Origin of the sequence: Massilia sp. CMS3.1 (assembly GCF_051262535.1) — a bacterium.
Classification (GTDB): domain Bacteria; phylum Pseudomonadota; class Gammaproteobacteria; order Burkholderiales; family Burkholderiaceae_D; genus Telluria.
Window position 1 is genome coordinate 20,536 of record NZ_JBIMES010000003.1, and the last position, 25,775, is coordinate 46,310.

Sequence of the window (25,775 nt, forward strand, 5' to 3'; positions counted from 1 at the left end):
CAACGCCGCCACGCAGCGCAGCCCACAATTTAAGTCCCCGGAATGCGCGTTAAAAGCGTTGCTTCAGGTAAAATCGGCGGATGCGAATTCTTATCAGTAACGACGACGGCTATCTCGCCCCTGGTATCAATGCCTTGGCGGAAGCCCTGGCGGGCATCGCCGAAATCATCGTGGTCGCACCGGACAGCAATCGCTCGGGCGCGTCGAACTCGCTGTCGCTCGACCGTCCGCTGACGGTCAACCGCGCCGCAAATGGTTTCTATTTCGTCAACGGCACGCCCACCGATTGCGTGCACATCGCCTTGACCGGCATGGGCGACGCGCTGCCCGACCTGGTCGTTTCCGGCATCAACAACGGCCAGAACATGGGCGACGACACCCTGTATTCCGGTACCGTTGCGGCCGCGACCGAAGCGTATCTGTTCGGCATTCCAGCCATCGCGTTCTCCCAGGTCAACCATGGCTGGGAGCACCTGGACGCCGCCGCCCGTGTCGCGCGCGATGTCGTCCAGCGCCGTTTCGACATGCTGCCGTCGCCGTTTTTGTTGAACGTGAACATTCCGAACCTGCCCTACGAAGCGCTCGGACCCTTGACCCCGACCCGCCTCGGGCGCCGCCACCAGGCCGAACCCGTGATTCGCTCGCAGGATCCGCGCGGGCGCGAGATTTTCTGGATCGGCGCGCCCGGCGCCTGCCGCGATGCCGGCGAAGGCACCGATTTCCACGCCACCTTGCAGGGGCAAGTCTCGATTACGCCGCTGCAGGTGGACCTGACGCACAAAACCCAGCTCGCGTTGCTGGAACAGGGGCTCGCATGACAGACCGCAGCAAGTCCCCTGAGCACAGGACGTTTCCCTTGCCCTTGTCCTCGGTCACTGGCGGCACGCGCAAGCCGCCGGCGCCGGCGCCGGTCGCCACGCCCCAGACCGCAACCCGCAACGCCGCGCATGCGGTCGGCGGCGCCAAGGCGCCAACGGCGCCGCAACCCGGCCCGAAGCTGCCCGGCTATGCGCCGCCCGCCACGCAGAGCATCCCCATCGCGCAGCGCTCGGACCTGATGGCCACCGAAGCGCTGCGCCGCGCGATGGTAGCGCGCGTTGCAGGGCAGGGCGTGCGTGATCCTCTGGTGCTGGCCGCACTGGAAGCGGTGCCGCGCCACCTGTTCATCGAGCCGGCGCTCTCCGCTCAGGCGTATATCGACGCCTCGCTGCCGATTGGCCACCACCAGACGATTTCCCAGCCCTACATCGTGGCCCGCATGATCGAAGTCATGCGCGACGGCAAAGCGCTGAACCGCGTCCTCGAGATCGGCACCGGCTGCGGCTACCAAGCGGCGGTGCTGGCCCGGGTCGCGCAAGACGTGTATTCGATCGAGCGCATCAAGCCCCTGCACGAGCTTGCCAAGGCCAATTTGCGCTCCCTGCGCCTGTCCAACCTGCGCTTGCACTACGGAGATGGTATGCTCGGGCTCGCACAGGTTGCGCCATTCGACGGTATCATCCTCGCCGCGGCCGGGATGGAAGTACCGCGCGCCCTGCTTGAACAGCTCGCCATCGGCGCGCGCCTGGTGGCCCCTGTCGGCGGCCAGGTTCAACACCTGCAGCGGATCACCCGCACCGGCAAGTCGGAGTGGACGGGCGAAACCCTGGAAGCCTGCCATTTCGTGCCACTGCGCCCGGGTACCGCGTGATCGCTGCAAAAAGCTGAAAATATTAGATGAGAATGAATCAAACACCCCGTTTAGTCCTGCTGACCCTCACGCTCGGCCTGGTTGCCGGCTGTTCCACCTCCCCCCGCAAAGTGCCGATCATCGAGCGTCCCGTTGGTTCCTCGAACGCCAAGGCGCGTCCGGCGCCTGCGCGCATCGAAGAGTCACGCCAGGATGCAAAAGGCAGCTATACCGTGCGCCGTGGCGACACGCTGCTGCGCATCGCCTTCGACCACGGCCAGAGCTACCGCGACCTGGTCACCTGGAACAACCTGGCTGACCCGGACGACATCAAGGTCGGCCAGGTGCTGCGCGTGGTGCCGAGCGAGCGTGCCGGCAGCACGGCCGTCGTGACCCAGCCGGTGCCGATGCCGCCGGACAGCCGTCCATCGGTGCCGCGCAAGACCATGCCGCGCGCCGACAAGAAGACCTTCGGCGACGACACGGCCGAGGCACCGCGCAGCGAGAAGGCCGGCGAGCGTGCCGAAGCAGTGGCTGCCGCGGCAGCGGCTGCCGCGCCATCTCCGGCGGCGGCTGCCGCGGCGGGATCGCGCGTCGGCAGCACCGTGACCGCCCTTGATGACGAAAAACTGAGCTGGATGTGGCCGTCGGATGGGCGCATCATCGCCACCTTCGATGAAGGCAAGAGCAAGGGCATCGATATCGCGGGCCGCGCGGGACAGCACGTCATGGCGGCGGGCGCCGGCAAAGTAATGTACGCTGGTAGCGGTATCCGAGGTTATGGTAACCTCGTCATCGTCAAACACAGCAACAGCTTGCTGTCGGCCTATGCCCATAACCGCGCGATCGTCGTCAAGGAAGGCGACAACGTGGCCAAGGGCCAGGTCATCGCCGAGATGGGCGATTCCGATGCCGAGACCGTGAAGCTGCATTTCGAGATTCGCCAGCAGGGCAAACCGGTCGATCCGTCGAGGTTCTTGCCCAGCCGTTAGAGAGGGCCAATGACGCTGCCGCCGCACTCCAGGGAAGACGAATTGCCTGACGAACTGGAGGGCGAGGGTGCGTCAGGCTACGCTGCCGGTTCGAGAGTGGACGGCGCCGAGGGCGATCCTCTGCTGCCGGGCGCCGCCGCCGAGGTCGACACCGTCGACGAACTCAAGAAAGTGCTCGCCGCCGAGCTTTCCACCGACACCACCCAGCACTACCTGAATCAGATCGGCACCCGGCCGCTGCTGACCGCCCTGCAGGAGTCGCACTATGCGACCCTGGCCAAGGCGGGCAACTTCGAAGCCCGCCAAAAGATGATCGAGCATAATTTGCGGCTCGTCGTCTCGATCGCCAAGCATTACATCAACCGCGGCGTGGTCCTGCTCGACCTGATCGAGGAGGGCAACATCGGCCTGATGCGCGCCATCGACAAGTTCGAGCCCGAGCGTGGTTTTCGTTTCTCCACCTATGCCACCTGGTGGATCCGCCAGAGCATCGAGCGTGCCATCATGAACCAGGCGCGCACCGTGCGCCTGCCGGTGCACATGGTGCGCGAACTCAATGGCGTGCTGCGCGCCAAATACCACCTCGAAGCCCAGCACCACGACGGCAAGGATGCCAGCATCGAGGACATCGCCAGCCTCGTCGGGCGAGCGCCGGAAGAGGTGCAGGACATCCTGGCCCTGTCCGAACATGCTGCCTCGCTCGACGCGCCGCTCGACAACGATCCCGGTTCCAGCCTGATGGACATGCTGCCGGGCGAATCGGACGATGGTCCGGACGCGCGCGCCGAGCAGCACGAGATGACCGAACTGGTGCGCGACTGGCTCACGCGCCTGCCGGAAAAGCAGCGCCTGGTCGTGATGCGCCGCTTCGGCCTCGACAACGACGATCCGGCCACGCTCGAAACCCTCGCCGAGCAGATGGGCGTGACGCGCGAGCGCGTGCGCCAGATCCAGCAGGAGGCGCTGGTCAAGCTGAAGCGGGCGATGGCGGCCCGTGGCGTGGTGCGCGATTCCTTGTTATGATGCCGCCGGTCTTCTGAGCCGAGCCGGTTCGCTTTTCGGTTTCCGCTTTCCTCTATTCACGCTTCCCGCGTGGGCACGCGTGCCCACCCTACTATGCAAGAAACTTTCATCGAAATTAAGTCCCTCGACGCGGACGCGCGCGGCATTGGCCACCTCGAGAACGAGGATGGTTCGCAGGGCAAGGTCGTCTTCGTCGAGGATGCCTTGCCGGGCGAACGCGTCAGCTACGAGGTCAAGAAAAAGAAGAAGAACTGGGAAGCGGGGCGCATGCTCACCCTCCAGCGTGCCACCTCGATGCGGGTCGAGCCGCGCTGCCAGCATTTCGGCTATTGCGGCGGCTGCTCGATGCAGCATCTCGAACCGGCGGCCCAGGTGGCGATGAAGGGGCGTACGCTGGAAGACAACCTCTGGCACCTGAGCAAAGTAAAAGCGGAAAACATCATGCGCCCGATGTTCGGGCCGACCTGGGGCTATCGCTTCCGCGCGCGCTTGTCGGTGCGCTGGGTGCCTAAGAAGGAAACCGTACTGGTCGGCTTCCACGAGCGCGCATCGGCCCTGGTGGCGGACATCACCTTTTGCCACATCCTGCCGCCGCATCTGGGCGCCATGCTGGTCCCGCTGCGCACACTGATCGGCGCGCTGTCGATCTACAATCAGGTACCGCAGATCGAGGTCGCGGTCGGCGAGGAGAGCACGGCGCTGGTCATGCGCATCATGGCGCCTTTGAGCCGAAAGGACGAGGCGCTGTTGAAAACCTTCGCCGACGAATGGGGCATCCAGTGGTGGCTGCAGCCGCAGGGCCCGGACACGGTCGCCCCGTTCTACCCCCTGAAGGGGGAGCTGAACTACAAGGAGCTGTACTACACGCTGCCCGAGTTCGGTGTGCGCATGCCGTTCAAGCCGACCGATTTCACCCAGGTGAACCACCAGATCAACCGCGCCCTCGTACACAAAGCGCTGACCCTGCTCGACGTACAGCCGGGCGAGCGCGTGGCCGACCTGTTCTGCGGCCTGGGCAACTTCACGCTGCCGCTGGCAACGCAGGCGCGCGAAGTCGTCGGCATCGAAGGCAGTACGACACTCACCACGCGGGCGCTCGACAACGCGAAAGCGAACGGCCTGTCGGACAAGACGACCTTCTACACCCGCAACCTGTTCGAAGCCACCGCTGCCGACCTCGTTGCGCTGGGACGTTTTGACCGCATGCTGATCGATCCGCCGCGCGACGGCGCGATCGCGCTGGCCGAGGCGCTGGCCGAATTGCGTGAATCAGGGAAGGCGCAGTATCTCCCGCAACGCATCGTCTACGTCTCGTGCAGCCCGTCGACGCTGGCGCGCGACGCCGGCGTGCTGGTGCACCGCGCGGGGTACGTGATGAAGAAGGCGGGCGTAGTGAACATGTTTCCACATACCTCGCACGTGGAGTCGATCGGCGTGTTCGAGCTGCCGGCGACCTGATTCCCATACGGAATTATCGTAGCGTGGGCACTTGTGCCCACGCTGGCTGATGGCTTGATTTTGTGGAATAGCCTGCTTTGTACCGCGTGGGCTCGAGAGCCCACCCTACCAAACTCAACAGACGCAAAAAAGCCGACCCGCAGGTCGGCTTTTTTATTCGTGCAACCATCCATGCAACCATCCATGCAACAACCGATCAGTCGTCGCCGCCCATGATGCCCAGCAAACGCAGCAGGGCAGTGAAGACGTTGAACACGTCCAGGTAGATCGCCAGGGTGGCCGTGATGTAGTTGGTCTCGCCGCCGTTCACGACACGCTGCACGTCGTACAGGATGAAGGCCGAGAAGACGCCGATCATCAGCACCGAGATGACGATCGTCAACACCGGCAGCTGCAGGAAGATGTTGGCGACGATGGCCAACAGGATCACGACGGCACCGGCCGTCAGCCAGCTGCTCATGCCCGAGAAGTCGCGCTTGGTCGTGGTGGCGATGCTGGCCATCACGGCGAAGACGACGGCGGTGCCGCCGAAGGCGGTCATGATCAGCGAGCCACCGTTGCTGTAGCCGAGCGTGTGGCGCAGCAGGGGCGTGAGCATCAGGCCCATGAAGAAGGTAAAGCCGAGCAGCACGAACACGCCGACCGCAGACTCCTTGGTTTTCTCGATCGCGTACATGAAGCCGAAGGCGATGGCCATGAAGATGACGAAGCCCATGAAGCCGGCTGGCATCGGTACGCCCATCGTCACGCCGACAAAGGCGCCCAGGACGGTTGGGATCATCGACAGCGCAAGCAGCCAGAAAGTGTTGCGCAGGACTTTGTTGCGCGCGACCTGGCCTACGGCCACGTCGTAAGCGGGTTGCTTTTGCAGACTAGGGTTCATGATGCCTCCGGTTGGATAAATGGTAATGCCAGTCAAGCATAGCATGGCGCGGCTTCACAGCGTACTGCCCTTAAGCGCCGCATAAGGGAGGCGCTGCAAGCTTGCCACGCTGGTTCGCAAGCGGTTCGCCGTTTGACAAGGCGGTTTTTCGCCGCCACTCTACCACTTTTGCCTCCACCGCCGCAATATGGGCTATATGGGACGAGGTATGGTAAAATCAAAGGTTGATTGAGTTCTTACTTTCTCGATTTAAACCTTTCTTTTTATTGGAGTTTTACATGGCAATCGAACGCACCCTGTCGATCATCAAACCAGACGCAGTTGCAAAAAACGTAATCGGCCAAATCTACAGCCGCTTCGAAGGCGCTGGCCTGAAGATCGTTGCAGCCCGTATGACCCAGCTGTCGCGCGAGCAGGCTGAAGGTTTCTACGCTGCCCACAAAGAGCGCGGCTTCTTTAAAGACCTGGTCGACTTCATGGTCTCCGGTCCTGTCATGATCCAGGCCCTGGAAGGCGAAAACGCCGTCCTGAAGCACCGTGACCTGATGGGCGCGACCGATCCGAAGAAGGCTGAAAAAGGCACGATCCGCGCCGATTTCGCCGATTCGATCGATGCCAACGCCGTTCACGGTTCGGACGCTGTCGAAGCTGCACAAGTGGAAATCGCTTACTTCTTCCCGGAAATGAAGTAATCGAAGTCAAGCATCAAGAACCGCTCGCCTGATGCCTCGGGCCCGGCGAGCGGGGTTCGCATCACTTTTTAGGTAACAAGAATATTATGACGACTCTCACCAACCTGCTGGACTTCGATCCCGCGCAACTCGTCGCTTACTGCGGCGAATTGGGTGAGAAGCCGTTCCGCGCCAAGCAGCTGCAGCGCTGGATCCACCAGTTCGGCGCCGCCAATTTCGACGACATGACCGATCTGGCCAAGTCGCTGCGCGAAAAACTGAAAACCCGCGCGACGGTAGCCGCGCCCGGCATCATCAGCGACAACACATCGAGCGACGGCACCCGCAAGTGGCTGATCGACGTCGGCGACGGCAATGCGGTCGAAACCGTGTTCATTCCGGAAGAAAACCGAGGTACGCTGTGCATCTCCACGCAAGCGGGCTGCGCCGTCAACTGCCGCTTCTGCTCGACCGGCAAGCAGGGCTTCAACCGCAACCTGACGGTTGCCGAAATCATCGGCCAGCTGTGGATGGCCGAGTTCGAACTGCGCCGCACCAAGGGCATCGAGCCCGGCCCGAAGGGCGAACGCCAGATCACGAATGTCGTGATGATGGGCATGGGCGAGCCGCTGCTGAACTACGAGCCGACCGCCACCGCGTTGAAACTCATGCTCGACGATAACGCGTATGGCCTGTCGCGCCGCCGCGTGACGCTGTCGACCTCGGGTGTGGTGCCGAACATCGACAAGCTGTCCCAGGACGTGCCGGTGGCGCTGGCCGTCTCGCTGCACGCCTCGAACGATGCGCTGCGCGACATCCTGGTGCCGCTGAATAAAAAATACCCGTTGCGCGAACTGATGGCGGCCTGCAAGCGCTATCTCGAATTTGCGCCGCGCGATTTCATCACCTTCGAATACTGCATGCTCGATGACTTCAACGACAGCGACGAGCATGCGCGCGAGCTGATCAAACTGGTGAACGACCCGGTGGTCGGCGTGAACTGCAAATTCAACCTGATTCCGTTCAACCCGTTCCCGGAGTCGGGTTTGTTCCGTTCGAAAAATCCGCGCATCAAGGCGTTTGCCCAGGTGCTGATGGACGCCGGCATCGTCACCACCGTGCGCAAGACGCGCGGCGACGACATCGATGCCGCCTGCGGCCAGCTGGCCGGAGAAGTGCAGGACCGCACCAAGGTGGCCCAGCGCATGGAAAAGATGGCCGAGTACCAGAAGAAATTCGGCGCCGATTTCGGGCGCATCGTGGAGATTCCTTCTTGAAAGACGGGATGCCAGGCCGGGTCATGGCAAGCCGCCTCGCGGCAGCGTGCGCGCTTGGCTTGCTGACGGCCTGCGCCACACCCGGCGACAGCAGCCGCGAACTGAAAACCGCGTCCGACCAGACGGCGTCGGAAAAGCGTGCCAACATCCGCCTGCAGCTGGCGGTCGGCTACTACCAGCAGGGCAAGTACGACATCGCCCTCGACGAAATCAAGCAGGCGATCGCGGCCGACCCAAGCTACGCCGACGCCTACGGCATGCGCGCGCTGATCTACACCGCGATGGGACAGGTGCCGCTGGCCGACGAGAATTACCAGCAGGCGCTGCGCCTGGCGCCGCGCAATCCGGAACTGGCCAACAATTACGGCTCCTTCCTGTGCCACACGGTGAACCGTCCGCTTGAAGCCATCCGCCAGTTCGATGCGGCGCTGCAGAACCCGACCTACACGACGCCGGTGAGCGCGCTCGTGAATGCGGGCATGTGCAGCCTGAAAACAAAAAATATCGATGCGGCCGAGCGCTACCTGCTCGACGCACTACGCTATAACCCCGAGCTGCCGGCCGTATCGAGCGGCCTGGCGCGGGTCTACTTCGAGCGGCGCGACTTCAAACGCGCCGGTTTTTTCATTAACCGCCTGACAGAGGTGTCGAAGCTCGACAACCTGTCCGCCGATGCGTTGTGGCTCGCCATGCGGGTGCAGCGCAAACTGGGCGATCGCTCGATGGAGGCCAGCCTGGTAGCGCAGTTGCGGCGACGCTTCCCCGGTTCGCCCGAATACCTGGCGTACGAGCGCGGGGCTTTCGATGAGTGAGACGACAATGACTTCAGAGCGCACGGACCAAAGCGCCACTTCGAACCAACACCACAGCAACCCGGGCGCGACCCTGGCGGCCCAGCGCGAAGCGATGGGCTGGACCGTCGAGCAGGCGGCAGAGCAGCTCAAGCTGGCCGTGCGCCAGGTAGTGGCGATCGAAGCGGCCGACTATGCGGCCCTGCCGAGTCCCGCCGTGACGCGCGGATTCGTGCGCGCCTATGCCAAGGTCCTGCGCCTCGATCCGGCGCCGCTGGTGGCGATGATTCCGATGGATAATCCGGCGCCTGCCGATTCCGGGGCCGCCGTGCGCCGCGACCTTCCGACCTCGCGCCCTTCCTCTTTTTCGCATTCGCGCTATCCGACCCACGGCAAGCGTTCCAGCCTGCCGCTGGCCTGGATCGCCGGCGTCGTGGTGGTGGCTGCCGCCGGCGCCGCGGCCTGGCATTTCGGCCTGGTCTCGATGCCCGGCAGCACGACTCCGACGAATGGCGACGCCGTCCTCAACGCCCCGGTCGAGATGACCACTACCACCGGAGCGGCTACTGCCGGTGCGCCAGCCGCCGATACGGTGCTCAACCCGAGCGTACCGCTGATCTCGGTCCCGGCCCCGGTCGATGCGAACGCCAATCCGGCAACGGGTGCGGCGACGACGGCTCCGGCTGCGGCTGGTACGCCTGCAACCAAGACCACGCTGGGCGTGACCACGGCAACGACGGTCCCGCCAACGGCGGCGGGCACAGCGCCTGCCGCGGCAGCGCCGGCCGGCGCCAACACCCTGGTGCTGAATGTGCGCGAGGATTCCTGGATCGAAGTCAAGCCGCAGGGAGGGCGCGCGCTGATCTCGCGACTGGTGCGCGCAGGCAGCACCGAGACGGTCGAAGTGCCGGGCACGGCGACCCTGGTGGTCGGCAACCCGACCGGCGTGTCGGCCACGCTGCGCGGCGCCGCCGTCGCACTGCCACCGGTGCCGGGCAAGACGATTTCGCGCGTCACCCTGAAATAAGGGACGGCCGTGCGCCCCGACACAAACGACAATGAGCAAAGAATGATTTCTACGAACCTGCCAATTCCTTCGGGCCCGATGGCGCGCCGCGCCAGCCGCCGCGTGCTGGTCCAGCACGGCGAACGCAAGGTCTGGATCGGCGGCGATGCCCCGATCGTGGTGCAGTCGATGACCAACACCGATACCGCCGACGTGATCGGCACGGCGATCCAGATCAAGGAGCTGGCGCGTGCCGGCTCCGAGATGGTGCGCCTCACCGTCGACAGGCCAGAAGCGGCGGCGGCCGTACCGGCGATCCGCGAACAGCTCGACCGCATGGAAGTCGATGTGCCGCTGGTCGGCGATTTTCATTACAACGGCCACATCCTGCTGCGCGATTTTCCGGAGTGCGCACGCGCGCTGTCGAAATACCGGATCAATCCGGGCAACGTGGGCCAGGGCGCCAAGCGCGACACCCAGTTCGCCCAGATGATCGAAGTGGCGATCCAGTACGACAAGCCGGTGCGCATCGGCGTGAACTGGGGCAGCCTCGATCAATCGCTGCTGGCGCGCATCATGGACGAGAACGCCGCACGTGCGAACCCGTACAGCGCGCAGGCCGTGATGTACGAAGCGCTGATCACCTCGGCCATCGATAATGCCGTGCGTGCCGAAGAAGTGGGCCTGGCGCGCGACAAGATCATCCTGTCGTGCAAGGTCTCGGCGGTGCAGGACCTGATCGCGGTCTACCGCGAACTGGCGCGCCGCTGCGACTATCCGCTGCACCTGGGCCTGACCGAAGCCGGCATGGGCAGCAAGGGCATCGTCGCCTCGACGGCGGCCTTGTCGGTGCTGCTGCAGGAAGGCATTGGCGACACTATCCGCGTGTCGCTCACGCCGGAGCCGGGTGGCGACCGCACGAAAGAAGTCATCGTCTCGCAGGAAATCCTGCAAACCATGGGCCTGCGCAAGTTCACGCCGATGGTGATCGCCTGCCCGGGTTGCGGCCGCACGACCTCGACCGTGTTCCAGGAGCTGGCCGACAACATCCAGACCTTCCTGCGCGATTCGATGCCGGAATGGAAGAAATCGTATCCGGGCGTGGAAGGCATGAACGTGGCCGTGATGGGGTGTATCGTCAACGGGCCGGGCGAATCGAAGCATGCGAATATCGGCATCAGCCTGCCGGGTACGGGCGAATCGCCGGCCGCGCCGGTGTTTGTCGACGGCCAGAAGGTGGCGACCTTGCGCGGCGAGCGCATCGTCGATGAGTTCCAGAATATTGTTTTGGAATACGTGAAGAAGAATTACGGTAAAACCACGGAAATCGCAATGTAGGGTGGGCATTGATGCCCACGCGGCCGTACCGATGCGTACCGTACCGCGTGACACAACCCGACCGATCGAATGGTGTACCGCGTGGGCATGAATGCCCACCCTACAAAAGCAGAAAACTTAGCTATGTCCAAACCAGAAAAAATCGTCGCCGTCAAAGGCATGAACGACATCCTCCCGGCCGACGCGCCGCTGTGGGAGCTGTTCGAAAACACCGCCGAAACGATCCTGAAAAGCTACGGCTACCAGAAGATCGTGACGCCCATCCTCGAGGACACCAGCCTGTTCGCACGCGCGATCGGCGCCGTCACCGACATCGTCGAGAAGGAAATGTATTCCTTCACCGATTCGATGAACGGCGACCAGCTGACGCTGCGTCCGGAAGGCACGGCCGGCGTCGTGCGCGCGGTGCTCGAGCACAACATGGTCTACGATGGCCCGAAGCGCCTGTGGTACAAGGGTCCGATGTTCCGCCACGAGCGTCCGCAGCGCGGCCGCTATCGCCAGTTCTTCCAGTTCGGTGCGGAAGCGGTCGGCTTTGCCGGCCCGGACATCGACGCCGAGCTGATCATGCTGTGCCGCCGCCTGTGGGACGACCTGGGCCTGCAGAATGTGCGCCTGGAACTCAATTCCATCGGCAACGCCGAAGAGCGCCTGCGCCACCGCGCCGACCTGATCACTTACTTTGAATCGCACGCCGAGATCCTCGACGCCGAGGCAAAGCGCCGCCTGCACAGCAACCCGCTGCGCATCCTCGACACCAAGAATCCTGCAATGCAAGAGGTGGTGAACGGCGCCCCGCAGTTGCTGACTTACCTGGGCGAGGAATCGCTGGCGCACTTTAACGGCGTCAAGCGCCTGCTCGACCGTAACAATGTGCAGTTCACGGTGAATCCGCGCCTGGTGCGCGGCCTCGATTACTACAACCGCACCGTGTTCGAATGGGTCACCGACGAGCTCGGCTCGCAAGGCACCATCTGCGCCGGCGGACGCTACGATCCGCTGATCGAGCAGTTCGGCGGCAAGGCGACGCCCGGCGTCGGTTTCGCGATGGGCATCGAGCGCATCATCGAGCTGATGAAGGGCCTCGGCGAGCCGGCAGCGCCAAGCCAGTGCGACGTGTACATGGTGCACCAGGGCGACGAAGCACAAGTGCAGGCCTTCATCCTGGCCGAACGCCTGCGTGATGCCGGCCTCGATGTTGTGCTACATTGCGCAACGCCGAGCGGCGCGGGCAGCTTCAAGAGCCAGATGAAGAAGGCCGACGGCAGCGGCGCGGCGTTCGCCGTGATCATGGGCGACGATGAAGTGGCGAACAAGGTGGCAGCGGTGAAATCGCTGCGCGGCGAGGCGGGCGAGCAGCAGCAGGCCAGCGTGGCCTTCGACGCCGTCGTCGATCATATCGTCGACCAGATCGTCGGCGACCATGACCACGACCACGAGCACGTGCATTACCATCCTTGAGCTCCCGAGCAATCCCACCGATCAACATCACTAGACGAACGACATGGCATACGACCTCGAAGAACAAGAACAGATCGCCACCTTCAAGGCATTCTGGAACAAGTACGGCAACCTGATCACCTGGGTGCTGATCCTCGCCCTCGGCTCCTTTGCTGCCTACAACTTCTGGAACTCGCATACGCGCAAGCAGTCGGTCGAAGCCTCGGCCCTGTACGACGAGCTGACCGACGCCGTCACGGCCAAGGACAATGCCAAGTCGCAGCGCATCGCGTCCGACATCCAGTCCAAATTCAAGCGCACGACCTACGCGCAGATGAGCGCGCTGGCCGCGGCCAAGACTGCCTTCGAAGCGAACGACCTGAAAACCGCGAAAACCCAGCTGCAGTGGGTGCTCGACAACGGCAACGACGAGTACAAGTCGGTGGCCCAGCTGCGCCTGGCAGGCGTCCTGCTCGACGAGAAGAATTTCGACGGTGCAATGAAGCTGCTGAACGATAAGTTCCTGCCGCAGTTCAGCGCCGACGTGGCAGACCGCAAGGGCGACGTGCTGGTCGCGCAGAACAAGATCGTGGACGCCAGGGCCGCTTACCTCGCCGCGCTCGCCGCCATGGGGCCGAAGCATCCGGGCAGCCAGCTGGTGCGCATCAAGCTCGAAGCGATCGGCGGCACGGCGCCCGCCGCGCCGAAAGCGGCCGCGTGATTTGGCCATTAAGCTGGCCATAAACTCATCAGTTAGTGACTGCCCACGCCCGCCGAAAGGCAGGCGTGGGCTTTGCCTCCTCTAAGACTCGGAACAAGGTAAAAGAAAAATGCGTATTACCCGTAAGCTGGTAGGTGTCGGTGTCCTGGCCCTGATGACGGGCTGCTCGACCTTGAGCTCGCTCAATCCGTTTGGATCGAAAAACAAGGGCGCCGAACCGGCCAAGCTCGTCGAACTGAAGGGCACGATGGCCGTGCGCACCGCCTGGAAACTCGATATCGGCAAGGCGCGCGGCTACCAGTTCTCGCCTGCGCTGGCCGGCAATACGGTGATCGTCGCCGGTGCCGGTGGCGACATCGCGCGCGTCGAGGCGCTTGATGGCCGCCAGCTGTGGCGCATCAAGGCCGGCACCGACCTGACCGGCGGCGTCGGCACCGACGGCAACGTGATCGTCGTCGGCGCGGCCGACGGCGTCCTGATGGCCTTCGACATGGACGGCAAGGCGCTCTGGAAGAGCCAGCTGTCGAGCGAATTGCTCTCGAGCCCGGCCATCGCCCAGGGCGTCGTCGTGGCGCGCTCGATTGATAACCGCATCGTCGGCATCGATGCCACCACCGGTCAAAAGAAATGGACCGTCCAGCGCACCGCGCCGGCACTGACCCTGCGCACGACGCCGGGCCTGGCCGTCTACGACAAGGATGTGATCATCGCCCAGCCGGCCGGTAAACTCGGCGCCTTCCTGATGGCAACCGGCGCTCCGCGCTGGGAAGTCGAAGTGGGCACCGCGCGCGGCGCCACCGAACTCGAGCGCGTGACCGACATCGGCGGCACGCCGACGATCTTCGAATCCGACGTCTGCGCGGTGGCCTACCAGGGCCGCGTTGCCTGCTACGATGTAGCCAGCGGCTCGGCGCGCTGGGCGCGCGACCTGTCGTCCACGGTCGGCGTCGCCGTCGACCAGCGCTTTGTCTTCGCCGCCGACGACAAGGGCGCCCTGAACGCCTTCAACCGCGATGGCGGCGCGAGCGCCTGGAAGAACGACAAGCTGGCCTTCCGCAGCCTGTCGACGCCGGTCTCGTTCGGCCGCGCAGTCGCGGTCGGCGATTTCGAGGGCTATGTCCACTTCCTGTCGCGCGAGGACGGTACGTTCCTCGCGCGCGCCGCGACCGATGGCAGCGCCATCAGCGGCACGCCTCTGGTTGCCGGATCGAACCTGATTTTTCAAACACAAAATGGAACTGTGACCGCCATCGCGGTCGAATAGAATAACAATATGAAGCCGGTAATTGCACTCGTTGGTCGCCCGAACGTCGGGAAGTCGACCCTATTCAACCGCCTGACCCGTTCGCGCGACGCGTTGGTGGCCGACCTCCCTGGCCTGACGCGCGACCGCCACTACGGCGAAGGGCGTATCGGCGAGCGGCCGTTCCTGGTGATCGACACGGGCGGTTTCGAGCCCGTCGCCAAGGAAGGCATCATGCACGAGATGGCACTGCAGACGAAGCAGGCCGTTGCCGAAGCCGACGTCGTCATCTTCATCGTCGACGGCCGCCAGGGCCTGACCCCGCACGACAAGACGATCACGGACTTCCTGCGAAAATCGGGCCGCCAGGTCATGCTGGTCGTGAACAAGTCGGAAGGCATGAAATACACCGCCGTCACCGCCGAGTTCTATGAGCTCGGCATGGGCGACCCGTACGTGATTTCCGCTGCCCACGGCGACGGCGTCACCGACCTCGTCATCGAAGCGCTCGACCAGGCCTTCGCCACGCGTCCGGACGCCGAAGAAGAGCTCGAGCCGCAAGACCGCGGCGTCAAGATCGCCATCGTCGGCCGTCCGAACGTCGGCAAGTCAACACTCATCAATACCCTGGTCGGCGAGCAGCGCGTGATCGCCTTCGACATGCCGGGCACCACCCGCGACTCGATCGAAGTGCCGTTCGAGCGCGACGGCAAGCAGTACACGCTGATCGATACCGCCGGTATCCGCCGCCGCGGCAAGGTGTTCGAAGCGATCGAGAAATTTTCGGTCGTGAAAACCCTGCAGTCGGTGACCGAGGCGAACGTCGTCGTGCTGATGCTGGACGCCCAGGAAAATATTTCCGAGCAAGATGCCCACATCGCCGGCTTCATCCTCGAGTCAGGCCGCGCCCTGGTGGTGGCGGTCAACAAGTGGGATGGCTTGACCTCCGACCAGCGCGACGAGATCAAGAACGACATGGACCGCAAGCTCGACTTCCTCGGTTTCGCCGAAACGCGTTTCATTTCCGCGCTGAAGGGCACCGGCATCAAGCAGTTGATGGCCTCGGTCGACACGGCGTACGCCGCAGCCACGGCCAACCTGTCGACGCCGCGCCTGACGCGTGCGCTGCAGGAAGCGGTCGAGAAGCAGGAACCGAAGCGCAAGGGCACCTCGCGCCCGAAGATGCGCTACGCCCACCAGGGTGGCCAGAACCCGCCGATCATCGTCATCCACGGCAATGCGCTCGACGGCATCACCGAGCCGTACAAGCGTTACCTGGAAAAGCATTTCCGCGAGACCTTCAACCTGATCGGCACCCCGCTGCGGATCGAACTGCGCAGCGGTAAAAATCCGTTCGCCCACGACAAGAACTGATGGCCTTGTAGCCTGTTGGGGCCGGCTCTTAATGGTCCCTTAAGCGTAGCAGTACGACAAGGACGCGTAAAACAGGTTACAGTAACTGCAGGCCATCGTTCGCAAAGCTGAATCTTGCCCCGTGCACTTGAAAAGGAGGCGTCTGCCTCCATTTTTTAAACTACAACAACATTACGGAGCTGTTATGAGCAACAAAGGGCAACTGTTACAAGACCCATTCCTCAATGCCTTGCGCAAAGAGCATGTCCCGGTCTCCATCTACCTCGTCAACGGGATCAAGCTGCAAGGCCATATCGAGTCGTTCGACCAGTACGTCGTCCTGCTCCGCAACACCGTGACCCAGATGGTATACAAGCATGCCATTTCGACTGTTGTGCCGGCCCGCGCCGTCAATCTCAACCTCGAAACCGAAGCTGAGTAAGGCCGATGGCTGACGCCCCCGGCACTATCAAAACGCGCGCCGTCCTTGTCGGCGTCGATTTGGGCGCGGTCGATTTCACGGCCAGCCTCGAAGAACTGGCCTTGCTGGCCAGCTCCGCCGGTGCCGAGCCGGTCGATACGATTACGGCCAAACGCAGCGCTCCAGACGCGGCCTACTTCGTCGGCAGCGGCAAGGCCGACGAAATCGGGGTCGCCGCCAAGGCGCTTGGCGCAGAACTCGTTATTTTCAATCACGCACTTTCCCCGGCGCAGCAGCGTAACCTCGAGCGGCGCCTGGAACTGGGCATCATTGACCGCACCAGCCTGATCCTCGACATCTTCGCCCAGCGTGCCCAGAGCCACGAGGGCAAGCTGCAAGTCGAACTGGCCCAGCTGCAGCACCTCGCCACGCGCCTGATCCGCGGCTGGACTCACCTCGAGCGCCAGAAGGGTGGTATCGGCCTGCGCGGTCCGGGTGAAACCCAGCTCGAGACCGACCGCCGCCTGATCGGCGAGCGTGTCAAGGCCTTGCGCGCGCGCCTGACCAAGCTCCGTAAGCAACACGAGACCCAGCGCCGCGCACGCGGACGCAACAACACGTTCTCGGTGTCGCTGGTCGGCTATACCAATGCCGGCAAGTCGACCCTGTTCAACACATTGACGAAAGCCGGCGTCTACGTCGCCAACCAGCTGTTCGCCACTCTGGACACCACCAGCCGCCGCCTGTACCTGGGCGAGGGCACCGGCAGCGTCGTTATCTCCGACACTGTTGGTTTTGTCAGGGAGCTGCCGCACCAGCTGGTTGCCGCTTTCCGTGCCACGCTGGAAGAAACCATCCACGCCGATGTGCTGCTGCACGTCGTCGACGGTTCCTCGCCGACGCGCATGGAACAGATCGAGCAGGTCAATGAAGTCTTGCGCGAAATCGGCGCCGACCATATCCCGCAGATCCTTGTCTGGAACAAGATTGATGCAGCCGACCTCCAGCCTGGGGTCGAACGTGATGAACATGATAAAATCAGCCGCGTTTTTATCAGCGCTAGGAGCGGCGCCGGCCTCGATCTGTTGCGCGAAGCAATTGTCGAGGCAGCCAGCGCGGCGCCAAATTCGCGCCCTAAGAACGAAGAGCAGGACGATGCAGCGCCGGAGTTTTCACTCGATGAAGACCACGGCGAAAGTAATCCAACCTCCACCCATGTCGGGCCACCTTGAAGCCTATGCTTGTTTCTTTACTTAAACGTTTCGGCCTTAAACTATCGCTGAACGACCCACGCTGGGGCAAAAATCCCGAAGGCGACCATAAAGCCCAGGAGGGCCGCCGTCCGGGCGAAGGCCCTCCCGACCTCGACCAGATGTGGCGCGACTTCAATGCGCGCCTGAATCGCCTGTTCGGCAGCCGCGGCAACAATGGCGGCGACGCCGGCGGTCCGTACCGCGGCGAAGGCCGCGGCGCCGGCATCACGGCTTCCGTCATCGGTTTCATCGTGCTCCTGATCTGGCTCGCCAGCGGCGCCTTCATCGTGCAGGAAGGGCAGGTCGGGGTGGTTACCACGTTCGGGCGCCTTTCACACACGACCGGCGCCGGTTTCAACTGGCGCTGGCCGGCGCCGATCCAGGCCCACGAAACCGTCAACATCTCGCAAGTGCGCACGGCTGAAGTCGGCTACCGCGACAACGTGCGCAACAAGCAGGCTGCCGAGGCGCTGATGCTGACCGACGACGAAAACATCATCGACATCCAGTTCGCCGTGCAATACACGCTGAAGGATCCGGTGGCATGGGTCTTCAATAATCGCGACCAGGACACCACCGTGCGCCAGGTTGCCGAGACCGCCATTCGCGAAGTCGTCGGCCGCAACAAGATGGACTTCGTACTGTACGAGGGCCGCGAAAAAGTGGCCCTAGACGTGCAGAACATGATCCAGCAGATTGTCGACCGCTACAAGCTCGGCGCCCTGGTCACCAACGTGACGATGCAGAACGTGCAGCCGCCGGAGCAGGTGCAAAGCGCGTTCGACGACGCCGTGAAAGCCGGCCAGGACCGCGCCCGTGCCCGCAACGAAGGCGAAGCCTATGCCAACGACGTGATCCCGCGTGCCCGTGGCGCCGCCTTCCGCCTGTTGCAGGATGCCGAAGCCTATCGCTCGATGGTGGTCGAAAACGCCACCGGTAACGCCTCGCGCTTCAACCAGGTCGTGACCGAGTACGCTAAGGCCCCGGGCGTGACCCGCGATCGCATGTACATCGACACGATGCAGCAGATCTTCAGCACCACCAGCAAGGTGATGGTCGACGCCAAGTCGGGCTCCAACCTGCTGTACCTGCCGCTCGACAAGCTGATCGCGCAAGTGGCCGCCAACGACGCCGCCGTCGGCAGCGCCCGCTCGGGCCCGGTGCAAACACCGCAGGAACAAGCCGCGTCTCCTTCGCAGGAAGCGATGCAAACCATTGAGCAGGTGCGCCAGCGCGACAGCCGCACCCGCGACACCTCACGTGACCGGGAGAGCCGCTGATGAACCGCCTCGTAACCATTTTCGTGGCGGGCTTCATTGCCCTGATGCTGCTGTCGTCGACCGTGTTTGTCGTCGACCAGCGCCGCTTTGCCATCGTCTTCGCACTCGGTGAAGTGCGCGAGGTGATTTCCGAGCCGGGCCTGCACTTCAAGCTGCCGCCGCCGTTCCAGAACGTCGTCTATCTCGACAAGCGCATCCTCACCCTCGATACGCCCGACGCCGACCGCTTCATCACGGCCGAGAAGAAGAACATCCTGGTCGACGCCTTCATGAAATGGCGCATCGTCGAGCCGCGCCTGTACTACGTCAGCTTCAGCGGCGACGAGCGCGCCGCGGCGAACCGCATGTCGCAGATCATCAAGGCGGCCCTGAACGACGAGATCACCAAGCGCACCGTGCGCGAAGTGATTTCCGGCCAGCGCGGCAATGTGATGGAGGCGGTACGCAGCAAGGTCGTGGCCGAGGCCAAGCAGATTGGCGTGGGCATCGTCGACGTGCGCCTGAAGCGCGTCGATTACATCGAGCAGATCAACGCCTCGGTCTACGACCGCATGCGCGCCGAGCGGGTACGCGTTGCCAATGAACTGCGTTCGACCGGTTCGGCCGAAAGCGAGAAGATTCGCGCCGACGCCGACCGCCAGCGCACGGTGATCCTGGCCGAGGCCTTCCGCGAAGCCGAGAAGATCAAGGGCGAAGGCGATGCCAAGGCGTCGGCGATTTACGCCGAGTCGTTCGGCAAGAACCCGGAGTTCTATAAGTTCTACCGGTCGCTCGAGGCCTACCGCGCCAGCTTCAAGGCGCATGGCGATGTGATGGTGATCGATTCGAATTCGGAGTTCTTCAAGTACTTCAAGGGTTCAGGTAGCAAATAGCCGACCGTCAGCAATCCAGAGACGCCGCGATGATCGCGGCGTTTTTTTTTGGCGCAATGCGGTTTGCATGCGTCCGTTGAACGGGTGGGCGGGAGACGCGCCCACCCTACCTGACCCATTTTCGGGTAAAATTGCCGATTCGGCGCTGACTTCGTGCTGCACGAGCGCGCCATGTTGCCTCATTTCTAACAATCCCATCGTTGTTGCCCATGCCGAACTGGCTTTTGCCTGAGAATATCGCCGACGTTTTGCCGTCGGAAGCGCGCAAGATCGAAGATCTGCGGCGCCAGATGCTCGATACCTTCCGTCTGTACGGCTACGAGCTGGTCATGCCGCCGCTGCTCGAATATGTCGAGTCGCTGCTGGCCGGCGCCGGCGCAGATACCGACTTGCGTACCTTCAAGCTGGTCGACCAGCTCTCCGGACGCCTGCTCGGTCTGCGCGCCGACATGACGACGCAGGTCGCGCGCATCGACGCGCACCTCTTGAATCGCGACTCGATCACCCGCCTGTGCTATTGCGGCAGCGTCCTGCATACCCGTCCATCGGGCCTGCACGCGACCCGCGAGCCGATCCAGATCGGCGCCGAGATCTACGGACATGCCGGCCTGGAGGCCGATGCCGAGATCCAGGAACTGGCGCTCGCATCCGTCGCCATGGCCGGTTTCACCGAAGTGCGCCTCGACATGGCCCACGTCGGCGTGCTGCGCGCGCTGCTCGAGCAGGACCCGGCGGCGAGGCGCGACGAAGCCCAGCTCTACGCACTGCTGCGCGCGAAAGACACGCCCGGCATCGGCGAGATCACCCGCCATTACGATCCGGTGACGCGCGCTGCCTTGCTGGCACTGCCGAACCTGTACGGCGACGTCGAGGTGCTGGGGCGCGCGCGCGAAGTGCTGCCTGCGCTGCCCGGCGTCACGCGCGCGCTGTCCGAACTGGCTGCGCTGGCGGCAGGCGTTATCGGGCGCGCCGACGTGGCAATCGACCTGGCCGACCTGCGCGGCTACCAATACGAAAGCGGTGCCATGTTCGCGCTGTATGTCCCGGGCCTGCCGAATGCGGTGGCACGGGGCGGACGCTACGACCACGTGGGCGAAGCCTTCGGCCGTGCGCGTCCGGCAACCGGCTTCTCGCTCGACTTGCGCGAACTGTCGCGGCTGCTGCCGACCGCCGAGCGCAAGCACTCGATCCGCGCCCCGTGGGGCAATGCGCCCGAGCTGCGCGAAAAAATCGCTGACCTGCGCAAGGCAGGCGAAGTCGTGATCCAGTCCATGCCGGGTCACGACAATGTTCAGGACGAGTTCGAGTGCGACCGCGTGCTCGTGCTCGAAGATGCAAATTGGATTCTCAAAAACTTAGGTTAAGTGATGTCAAATACAAACGTGGCAAAGAACGTCGTTGTCATCGGCACCCAGTGGGGCGATGAGGGCAAGGGTAAGATCGTTGACTGGTTGACCGATCATGCAGCGGGCGTCGTCCGTTTCCAGGGCGGCCATAACGCCGGCCATACGCTGGTCATCAAGGGCCAGAAGACGGCATTGCAGCTGATCCCATCGGGCATCATGCGCGAAGGCGTGGCCTGCTACATCGGCAATGGCGTCGTCGTCTCGGTACCGGACGTGATGCGCGAGATCGACAAGCTGGCCGCGGCCGGCGTCGAAGTCGTGTCGCGCCTGAAAATCTCGGAAGCCTGCCCGGCGATCCTGCCGTACCACGTCGCCATCGACGTCGCACGCGAGGTCAAGCGTGGCGCCAACAAGATCGGCACCACCGGCAAGGGCATCGGCCCGGCCTACGAAGACAAGGTCGCACGCCGCGCGATCCGCATCGCCGACATGCTCAACGAGACCCGTTTCGCCGAGAAGCTGCGCGAGAACCTCGATTACCACAACTTCGTGCTGACCAATTACCTGGGCGCCGAAGCGATCGATTTCCAGAAGACCTTCGACGACGCGATGGCCCTGGTGCCGCGCCTGCGCCCGATGGTCGGCGACGTTTCCTCCGCACTCTACGCTGCGCATAAAGCCGGCGGCAGCCTGCTGTTCGAAGGCGCGCAAGGATCGCTCCTCGACGTCGACCACGGCACCTATCCGTTCGTCACTTCGTCGAACTGCGTGGCCGGTAACGCCGCAGCCGGCGCCGGCGTCGGTCCTGGCATGCTGCACTACATCATGGGCATTACCAAGGCCTACACCACGCGCGTCGGCTCGGGCCCGTTCCCGGCGGAACTGCCAACCGATGCAGGCGTCGGCGAGCACCTGTCGCGCGTTGGCCATGAATTCGGCACCGTCACCGGCCGTGCCCGCCGCTGCGGCTGGTTCGACGCCGCGCTGCTGCGCCGCTCGGTCCAGATCAACGGCGTCTCGGGCATGTGCCTGACCAAGCTCGACGTGCTGGACGGCCTGGAAACGCTCAAGCTGTGCACCGGCTACAAAATCGACGGCCGCGAGGTCGACATCTTCCCGGTCGGCGCCGAAGAAGCGGCCCTGTGCGAGCCGGTCTACGAAGAAATGCCGGGCTGGACCGAAACGACTGTCGGCGCCAAGTCGATGGACGAACTGCCGGCCGCTGCCCGCGCCTACATCAAGCGCATCGAAGAACTGGTCGGCATTCCGATCGACATGGTCTCGACCGGTCCTGACCGCGAAGAGACGATCGTCCTGCGCCACCCGTTCGCCGCTTAAATAATAATAGGAGTTACTGCAATGACCACCCCTCCAAGCACCGACAAAGACCTCTGGGTATCCTGGGACGAATACCATCGCCTGATCGAGCGCCTGGCGCTCAAGGTCTATGAATCCGGCTGGAAGTTCGACCAGGTGCTGTGCCTGGCTAGAGGCGGCGTGCGTCCGGGCGACGTTTTCTCGCGCATCTTCGACGTGCCGCTGGCGATCCTGTCGACCAGCTCGTACCGCGAAGAAGCCGGCACCAAGCAGGGCGACCTCGACATCGCCAAGTACATGACGATGACCAAGGGTCCGCTGGCCGGCCGCGTGCTGCTGGTCGACGACCTCGCCGATTCGGGCGTCACGCTGCGCAAGGTGAGCGAGCACCTGAGCCAGAACTTCCCCGAAGTTACTGAAGTGCGCTCGGCCGTAATCTGGGTGAAGGGCACCTCGTCGCTGCGTCCGGACTACTTCCTGGACGACCTGCCGCACAATCCGTGGATCCATCAGCCGTTCGAGGATTACGACGGCCTGCGTCCGCATCAACTGGCGGCATGGATGAAGAAGTTCGAGAAGTAATCGTCGCTGCGGCCCAGGGCCGACGGTGTTGATCAAGGCCAGAGCGTCCCGATGCTCTGGCCTTTTTCTTGCCTAAAACCATCGTGCTACGGCGAGCCTGTGAATCGGTTAAGATTGCCCAAATGCTTTATTGCTGCACATCCCAGAACAAAAAAAACCATGACCCAAAGTTTTTTCCAGACCTTCATCCTGCTCATCCTCGTCACTGACCCCTTCGGCAACGTCCCCCTGTTTGCCACCGCCCTGAAGGAAACGCCGCCCCACCGCCGCTCGCGCGTCGTCGTGCGCGAGTGTGCGATCGCCTTCCTGCTGCTGCTGGTATTCATGTTCTTCGGCCAGCATTTCCTGGCTGCTTTGCACCTGAGCCCGGTTGCGCTGCGGATCGGCGGCGCCGTGATCCTCTTGATCATCGCCATCCGCATGATCTTTCCGCACCCTGATGGCGTGCTGGGAAAAAGCGAGCATGGCGAACCCTTTATCGTGCCGCTGGCGATCCCCGCACTGGCCGGGCCGTCGGCGCTGGCGACCGTGCTGCTGTTCAGCGCCGACACGCTGTCCGAAACCATGGTCCACGTGGCCGCGCTGGCGGCGGTCGGCGTGGTCTGGCTGGCCGTGTTCCTCAGTGCCGAGCGCCTGCAGCAGAAGCTGGGGCCGCAAGTGATGACGGCCTTCGAGCGCCTGATGGGCTTGATCCTGACCGCAATGTCGGTCGAGATGCTGCTGGGCGGCATCCGCGAATTCGTGAAGACGCTCTGATATGACCAATCCCGACGCACCAGCCGGCGCGCCGGCCGATACCTCGCCGATGTTCCTGAGTGGCGGTGGCAGCGTCGGCGGGCTGATGCGTTCGCATGACTGGTCGCGTTCTCCACTAGGCGATCCGTCCGGCTGGCCGCAGGCCTTGCGCACGGTTGTCTCCTTGATGCTGGGCTCGAAGTTTCCGATGTTCTGTGCCTGGGGGGAGGAGCTGGCATTCCTGTACAACGACTCTTACCGTGAGATCCTGGGCGACAAGCACCCGGCGTCGATGGGAGCACCGTTCAAGGAAATCTGGTCCGAGATCTGGAGTGACATCTATCCTTTCGTCGAGCGAGCACTCGCCGGCGAAGGGACCTATCTGGAAAAGCTGCCGCTGGTGATACATCGGAGGGGCTTCGACGAACAGACTTGGTTCACATTCTCGTACTCGCCGGTGCGCGACGACTGCGGCAAGGTAGCGGGTATGTACTGCGCCTGCGTCGAGGCGACCGGTCAGGTGCTGGCCGAGCGCTACCGCGACGAGGAAAACAAGCGTCTTGTCACCTTGTTCGAGCAGGCGCCCGGCATCATCGCCGTGCTGCGTGGGCCCGAGCACAGGTTTGAACTTACCAATAAAAGTTACATGGAGATGGTCGGGCGGACCGATCTGGTTGGTAAAACGGTGCGCGAGGGGCTACCTTATATCGAAGGGCAGGGCTTCTTCGAATTGCTCGACCAGGTCTACACCAGCGGCATTCCATTTGTCGGCCATGCCGTGCCCTTCGATCTGGCGCGCGAGCCCGGTGCGCCGATCGAGCGCCACTATCTCGACTTCATCTACCAGCCGATCCGCGACCCGGATAGCAACGTAGCCGGCATTTTCGTCGAGGGCAGCGACGTCACGGTGCGCAAGCAGGTCGAGGACGAGTTGCGCGCCGCAAACCGTCAGAAGGACCAGTTCCTGGCCATGCTGGCGCACGAGCTGAGGAACCCTCTGGCGCCGATCACGACCGCCGCCCACCTGCTCAAATTCGGCAACCTCGAGCCGAAGGCGGTACGCAACGCCAGCGAAATCATCGCACGCCAGGCCGAGCACATGACCGATCTCGTGAACGACCTGCTCGACGTCTCGCGCGTTACGCGCGGCCTCGTCACGCTGGAAAAGGAAGAGATCGACGTCAATGCCGTCGTGGCCGGCGCACTGGAGCAGGTGCGCCCGCTGATCGAATCGAAGCGCCACTCCCTGACGATGCAATTGTCGGGCGAGCCGGTACACGTGCTGGGCGACCGCACGCGCCTGGTGCAGGTGCTGTCGAACATCCTGAACAACGCCGCCAAGTACACGCCGCCGGGCGGCCAGCTGGTGCTGCGCGTGACGGCGCACGGCGACCAGGTGGTCGTCGTCGTGAGCGACAACGGAATCGGCATCGAGCCCGACGTCCTGAAGTATATCTTCGACCTGTTTACCCAGGCCGAGCGTACGCCGGACCGCTCCCAGGGCGGTCTGGGGATTGGCCTGGCGCTGGTGAAAAGCCTGGTCGCGCTGCATGGCGGCAGCGTCGAGGCGCGCAGCCCGGCGCCGGGGCAGGGCAGCGAGTTCGAGATCCGCCTGCCGCGCATCGATGCGGCCGGCGGGTTGACCGGCGACGCCTCACGCGATGCCGGCGCGGCACGGGTCGAACCCTTGCGCATTCTGGTGGTCGACGACAACCAGGATGCGGCCCAGATGCTGGCCACGCTGCTGGAAGTGCAGGGCCATGCCGTCACGGTCGAGTACGACGGCCGCGGCGCCCTGCAGCGCGCGCGGCTTGAACGGCCGCAGGTGATGCTGCTCGATATCGGCCTGCCCGATACCGACGGCTACGCACTGGCGCGCCAACTGCGCGCGATCCCCGAACTGCAGGGCGCGACTCTTGTGGCGCTGACCGGCTACGGCCAGAACGAAGACCGTCGCCTGGCCGAGGAAGCCGGCTTCGACCATCACCTGGTCAAGCCGGCCAACCTGGAGCGGGTGGGCGAGATCCTGGCCCAGGTCCAGCAGGCGAACCGCTGAGCTGCTTCGTCTTGTGCGAATCTATTGATTCGGCAATACTGCTGCACG

Annotated in this window: 24 protein-coding genes; 23 read left to right on the plus strand and 1 reads right to left on the minus strand. The window is 63.6% G+C overall.

From position 1 onward, the window contains the following. Window positions 1–80: 80 nt before the first annotated feature. The 5 genes from surE (at window position 81) to rlmD (ending at window position 5,142) form a co-directional block, all read left to right on the plus strand. A complete protein-coding gene (surE, locus tag ACHAC9_RS05995; protein ID WP_435758144.1) occupies window positions 81–818 on the plus strand; it encodes a 5'/3'-nucleotidase SurE in 738 nt (245 codons plus the stop codon). Continuing rightward, window positions 815–1,690, plus strand: a complete 876-nt coding sequence (locus ACHAC9_RS06000) for a protein-L-isoaspartate(D-aspartate) O-methyltransferase (RefSeq protein WP_435758146.1) — start codon at window positions 815–817, stop codon at window positions 1,688–1,690. The genes surE and ACHAC9_RS06000 overlap by 4 nt, the downstream gene beginning before the upstream one ends. A 32-nt stretch (window positions 1,691–1,722) precedes the next feature. Next, window positions 1,723–2,661: a peptidoglycan DD-metalloendopeptidase family protein gene (locus ACHAC9_RS06005; protein WP_435758148.1), complete on the plus strand. Its 939-nt coding sequence runs from the start codon at window positions 1,723–1,725 to the stop codon at window positions 2,659–2,661. A 9-nt stretch (window positions 2,662–2,670) separates the two neighbouring features. Next, a complete protein-coding gene (rpoS, locus tag ACHAC9_RS06010; protein WP_435758150.1) occupies window positions 2,671–3,684 on the plus strand; it encodes an RNA polymerase sigma factor RpoS in 1,014 nt (337 codons plus the stop codon). 69 nt (window positions 3,685–3,753) lie between these two features. Then, on the plus strand, window positions 3,754–5,142 hold the full coding sequence (gene rlmD, locus ACHAC9_RS06015) for a 23S rRNA (uracil(1939)-C(5))-methyltransferase RlmD (protein ID WP_435758152.1): 1,389 nt from the start codon (window positions 3,754–3,756) through the stop codon (window positions 5,140–5,142). Between the two features lie 196 nt (window positions 5,143–5,338). On the opposite strand, the gene ACHAC9_RS06020 is transcribed toward rlmD, so the two are convergent. Beyond that, complete coding sequence (locus ACHAC9_RS06020) at window positions 5,339–6,025, minus strand: Bax inhibitor-1/YccA family protein (protein ID WP_435758154.1); 687 nt, start codon at window positions 6,023–6,025, stop codon at window positions 5,339–5,341. 278 nt (window positions 6,026–6,303) lie between these two features. Between ACHAC9_RS06020 and ndk the strand changes: the two genes are divergently transcribed. The 18 genes from ndk to ACHAC9_RS06110 all read left to right on the plus strand — a co-directional run bounded on the left by ndk (window position 6,304) and on the right by ACHAC9_RS06110 (window position 25,727). Then, window positions 6,304–6,717 (plus strand): nucleoside-diphosphate kinase, encoded by a 414-nt coding sequence (gene ndk / locus ACHAC9_RS06025; protein ID WP_435758156.1) that lies wholly within the window; start codon window positions 6,304–6,306, stop codon window positions 6,715–6,717. Window positions 6,718–6,803: 86 nt separating this feature from the next. Next, window positions 6,804–7,973 carry a 23S rRNA (adenine(2503)-C(2))-methyltransferase RlmN gene (gene rlmN, locus ACHAC9_RS06030; RefSeq protein WP_435758158.1) on the plus strand — a complete coding sequence of 390 codons (1,170 nt, stop codon included), beginning with the start codon at window positions 6,804–6,806 and terminating at the stop codon, window positions 7,971–7,973. A gap of 23 nt (window positions 7,974–7,996) precedes the next feature. Further along, complete coding sequence (gene pilW / locus ACHAC9_RS06035) at window positions 7,997–8,785, plus strand: type IV pilus biogenesis/stability protein PilW (protein WP_435758160.1); 789 nt, start codon at window positions 7,997–7,999, stop codon at window positions 8,783–8,785. Window positions 8,786–8,792: 7 nt separating this feature from the next. After that, window positions 8,793–9,791, plus strand: coding sequence for a helix-turn-helix domain-containing protein (locus ACHAC9_RS06040; RefSeq protein WP_435758162.1), 999 nt, complete (start codon window positions 8,793–8,795; stop codon window positions 9,789–9,791). Window positions 9,792–9,833: 42 nt separating this feature from the next. Next, on the plus strand, window positions 9,834–11,108 hold the full coding sequence (gene ispG / locus ACHAC9_RS06045; RefSeq protein ID WP_435758164.1) for a flavodoxin-dependent (E)-4-hydroxy-3-methylbut-2-enyl-diphosphate synthase: 1,275 nt from the start codon (window positions 9,834–9,836) through the stop codon (window positions 11,106–11,108). Between the two features lie 123 nt (window positions 11,109–11,231). After that, on the plus strand, window positions 11,232–12,569 hold the full coding sequence (gene hisS, locus ACHAC9_RS06050; protein ID WP_435758166.1) for a histidine--tRNA ligase: 1,338 nt from the start codon (window positions 11,232–11,234) through the stop codon (window positions 12,567–12,569). A gap of 43 nt (window positions 12,570–12,612) precedes the next feature. Continuing rightward, a complete protein-coding gene (locus ACHAC9_RS06055; RefSeq protein WP_435758167.1) occupies window positions 12,613–13,269 on the plus strand; it encodes a YfgM family protein in 657 nt (218 codons plus the stop codon). Between the two features lie 109 nt (window positions 13,270–13,378). Further along, window positions 13,379–14,533 (plus strand): outer membrane protein assembly factor BamB, encoded by a 1,155-nt coding sequence (gene bamB / locus ACHAC9_RS06060; RefSeq protein WP_435758169.1) that lies wholly within the window; start codon window positions 13,379–13,381, stop codon window positions 14,531–14,533. A gap of 9 nt (window positions 14,534–14,542) precedes the next feature. Continuing rightward, window positions 14,543–15,886, plus strand: coding sequence for a ribosome biogenesis GTPase Der (gene der / locus ACHAC9_RS06065; protein WP_435758170.1), 1,344 nt, complete (start codon window positions 14,543–14,545; stop codon window positions 15,884–15,886). A 184-nt stretch (window positions 15,887–16,070) separates the two neighbouring features. Next, on the plus strand, window positions 16,071–16,307 hold the full coding sequence (gene hfq, locus ACHAC9_RS06070) for an RNA chaperone Hfq (RefSeq protein WP_211463703.1): 237 nt from the start codon (window positions 16,071–16,073) through the stop codon (window positions 16,305–16,307). Window positions 16,308–16,312: 5 nt separating this feature from the next. Next, complete coding sequence (gene hflX, locus ACHAC9_RS06075; protein ID WP_435758173.1) at window positions 16,313–17,518, plus strand: GTPase HflX; 1,206 nt, start codon at window positions 16,313–16,315, stop codon at window positions 17,516–17,518. A gap of 5 nt (window positions 17,519–17,523) precedes the next feature. Next, on the plus strand, window positions 17,524–18,819 hold the full coding sequence (hflK, locus tag ACHAC9_RS06080) for an FtsH protease activity modulator HflK (RefSeq protein ID WP_435758175.1): 1,296 nt from the start codon (window positions 17,524–17,526) through the stop codon (window positions 18,817–18,819). Next, entirely contained in the window at window positions 18,819–19,691 is an 873-nt protein-coding gene (gene hflC / locus ACHAC9_RS06085; protein ID WP_435758177.1) for a protease modulator HflC, read from the plus strand. Before hflK ends, hflC begins: the two co-directional genes overlap by 1 nt. Before the next feature lie 209 nt (window positions 19,692–19,900). Then, entirely contained in the window at window positions 19,901–21,055 is a 1,155-nt protein-coding gene (locus tag ACHAC9_RS06090) for an ATP phosphoribosyltransferase regulatory subunit (protein ID WP_435758179.1), read from the plus strand. Window positions 21,056–21,058: 3 nt separating this feature from the next. Then, window positions 21,059–22,375, plus strand: a complete 1,317-nt coding sequence (locus ACHAC9_RS06095; protein ID WP_435758181.1) for an adenylosuccinate synthase — start codon at window positions 21,059–21,061, stop codon at window positions 22,373–22,375. A gap of 21 nt (window positions 22,376–22,396) precedes the next feature. Next, window positions 22,397–22,936, plus strand: a complete 540-nt coding sequence (locus tag ACHAC9_RS06100; protein ID WP_435758183.1) for a phosphoribosyltransferase — start codon at window positions 22,397–22,399, stop codon at window positions 22,934–22,936. 159 nt (window positions 22,937–23,095) lie between these two features. Next, window positions 23,096–23,692 (plus strand): MarC family protein, encoded by a 597-nt coding sequence (locus ACHAC9_RS06105; protein ID WP_435758184.1) that lies wholly within the window; start codon window positions 23,096–23,098, stop codon window positions 23,690–23,692. 1 nt (window position 23,693) lies between these two features. Then, a complete protein-coding gene (locus ACHAC9_RS06110; protein WP_435758186.1) occupies window positions 23,694–25,727 on the plus strand; it encodes a hybrid sensor histidine kinase/response regulator in 2,034 nt (677 codons plus the stop codon). Window positions 25,728–25,775 lie beyond the last annotated feature (48 nt).

Excerpts from the sequence above, each read along its gene's own strand:
- ACHAC9_RS06040 (WP_435758162.1), top strand. The coding sequence starts at position 8,793 with ATGACTTCAGAGCGCACGGACCAAAGCGCCACTTCGAACCAACACCAC.
- surE (WP_435758144.1), top strand. The coding sequence starts at position 81 with ATGCGAATTCTTATCAGTAACGACGACGGCTATCTCGCCCCTGGTATC.
- ACHAC9_RS06005 (WP_435758148.1), top strand. The coding sequence starts at position 1,723 with ATGAATCAAACACCCCGTTTAGTCCTGCTGACCCTCACGCTCGGCCTG.
- rpoS (WP_435758150.1), top strand. The coding sequence starts at position 2,671 with ATGACGCTGCCGCCGCACTCCAGGGAAGACGAATTGCCTGACGAACTG.
- hflC (WP_435758177.1), top strand. The coding sequence starts at position 18,819 with ATGAACCGCCTCGTAACCATTTTCGTGGCGGGCTTCATTGCCCTGATG.
- ACHAC9_RS06100 (WP_435758183.1), top strand. The coding sequence starts at position 22,397 with ATGACCACCCCTCCAAGCACCGACAAAGACCTCTGGGTATCCTGGGAC.
- ndk (WP_435758156.1), top strand. The coding sequence starts at position 6,304 with ATGGCAATCGAACGCACCCTGTCGATCATCAAACCAGACGCAGTTGCA.
- ACHAC9_RS06105 (WP_435758184.1), top strand. The coding sequence starts at position 23,096 with ATGACCCAAAGTTTTTTCCAGACCTTCATCCTGCTCATCCTCGTCACT.
- ACHAC9_RS06055 (WP_435758167.1), top strand. The coding sequence starts at position 12,613 with ATGGCATACGACCTCGAAGAACAAGAACAGATCGCCACCTTCAAGGCA.
- hisS (WP_435758166.1), top strand. The coding sequence starts at position 11,232 with ATGTCCAAACCAGAAAAAATCGTCGCCGTCAAAGGCATGAACGACATC.
- ACHAC9_RS06020 (WP_435758154.1), bottom strand. The coding sequence starts at position 6,025 with ATGAACCCTAGTCTGCAAAAGCAACCCGCTTACGACGTGGCCGTAGGC.
- pilW (WP_435758160.1), top strand. The coding sequence starts at position 7,997 with ATGGCAAGCCGCCTCGCGGCAGCGTGCGCGCTTGGCTTGCTGACGGCC.
- hfq (WP_211463703.1), top strand. The coding sequence starts at position 16,071 with ATGAGCAACAAAGGGCAACTGTTACAAGACCCATTCCTCAATGCCTTG.
- ACHAC9_RS06095 (WP_435758181.1), top strand. The coding sequence starts at position 21,059 with ATGTCAAATACAAACGTGGCAAAGAACGTCGTTGTCATCGGCACCCAG.
- ACHAC9_RS06090 (WP_435758179.1), top strand. The coding sequence starts at position 19,901 with ATGCCGAACTGGCTTTTGCCTGAGAATATCGCCGACGTTTTGCCGTCG.
- ispG (WP_435758164.1), top strand. The coding sequence starts at position 9,834 with ATGATTTCTACGAACCTGCCAATTCCTTCGGGCCCGATGGCGCGCCGC.
- hflK (WP_435758175.1), top strand. The coding sequence starts at position 17,524 with ATGCTTGTTTCTTTACTTAAACGTTTCGGCCTTAAACTATCGCTGAAC.
- der (WP_435758170.1), top strand. The coding sequence starts at position 14,543 with ATGAAGCCGGTAATTGCACTCGTTGGTCGCCCGAACGTCGGGAAGTCG.
- bamB (WP_435758169.1), top strand. The coding sequence starts at position 13,379 with ATGCGTATTACCCGTAAGCTGGTAGGTGTCGGTGTCCTGGCCCTGATG.
- ACHAC9_RS06000 (WP_435758146.1), top strand. The coding sequence starts at position 815 with ATGACAGACCGCAGCAAGTCCCCTGAGCACAGGACGTTTCCCTTGCCC.
- hflX (WP_435758173.1), top strand. The coding sequence starts at position 16,313 with ATGGCTGACGCCCCCGGCACTATCAAAACGCGCGCCGTCCTTGTCGGC.
- ACHAC9_RS06110 (WP_435758186.1), top strand. The coding sequence starts at position 23,694 with ATGACCAATCCCGACGCACCAGCCGGCGCGCCGGCCGATACCTCGCCG.
- rlmN (WP_435758158.1), top strand. The coding sequence starts at position 6,804 with ATGACGACTCTCACCAACCTGCTGGACTTCGATCCCGCGCAACTCGTC.